Annotated in this window: 2 pseudogenes; one reads left to right on the forward strand and one right to left on the reverse strand. The window is 58.3% G+C overall.

From position 1 onward, the window contains the following. Positions 1-172: pseudogene (locus tag FFR93_RS40430) on the forward strand (IS6 family transposase); the annotation flags it as partial. A 49-nt stretch (positions 173-221) separates the two neighbouring features. Here FFR93_RS40430 and FFR93_RS40435 read toward each other — a convergent pair. Next, a pseudogene (locus tag FFR93_RS40435) lies at positions 222-984 on the reverse strand (ISNCY family transposase); the annotation flags it as partial. Positions 985-1,139: the final 155 nt, after the last annotated feature.

A 1,139-nucleotide genomic window follows, 5' to 3' on the forward strand; every position in this document is an offset into this window, starting at 1 on the left:
GATGATGCAGGGCTTTCGATCCGTCGGAGGTTTGCAACGTTTCATCTCGGTCTTTTCAGCAGTCCGAAATCTTTTCGGCGCGCCGCACCAGAGACACTCAGCCCTAGCCACCCATATTCATCGCATCCGCGCCATGGCCCAGTGGAAAGCCGTGACCGCTGCAATTGCATGAGTTTACCGACAAGCGACTTTACGGCCGTTGATCAAACAACGTGACATCGCCGGTTCATCCGCTGGACGCGACCCTTCGCCTGGCTCGAATTTGCGCAAAGAATCTCGATATTTAGCTCTGAGAGCTCACGCCCGAACTGGGTCATGCCCTGGCCACCCTTGGCATCCTTCTTCGCCACCCGAAACACCGAATGCTTGTCGGAACAAAAGGCAACGGGCGCGCCGTGATCCTTCAAATAAAGCTCCAGCGCCTCGAAATAGCTGAAGGCGCTTTCCGAGCGCACGAACCGCAACTGCATCAGCTTGCCCGTCGCATCGTCGACGAACACCAGCAGCGAGCATGGATCACCGCGGTCCTCGAACCAGCGATGCTCGGACCCGTCAATCTGCACCAACTCGCCATAGGCTTCACGCCGCAAGCGCGGCTGATGAAACGTCCGCCGCTGCTTGCGCGAGAGCCACAGGCCCGCATCCACCATCCAGCTGCGCAACGTCTCACGCGACACCCGCAACCCATCGCGCTCGGCAAGCTTCTCGGCCGCCAAGGTTGGTCCGAAGTCTGCATAGCGTTCGCGAACCAACGTCACGGCGTAATCCCGAACACCATCGCTGATCCAGTGACGGTCGGCCGATCGCCTTGTGCCGGATCGACGCCGCACCGGCCGTTCTGATCCGATCCAACAGCCGTCGCACTTGGCGTGTACTCAGATCAAGCACATGCGCCGCCAACACCATCGTCATCCGGCCGGCGATCACTTTCGATAAAATCTCGATCCGTTGCAGGTCGCGCTCGCTCATCGCTATCAGTCCCATCCGCAATCCCCACCGTCATCAAACAAGGGGAGTGTGACATTCCAACTTTGCAGAAACAGGACATTTCGACTTTGCGGTTGGAGAATCTACACCAAGTGCAACATGGGCGTTTGAAGGGTAGGGGATCAGCCGCATTCACGCAAATGCGCCATGAA

Source organism: Rhizobium sp. MHM7A (assembly GCF_005862215.1).
Classification (GTDB): Bacteria; Pseudomonadota; Alphaproteobacteria; order Rhizobiales; family Rhizobiaceae; genus Rhizobium; species Rhizobium bangladeshense.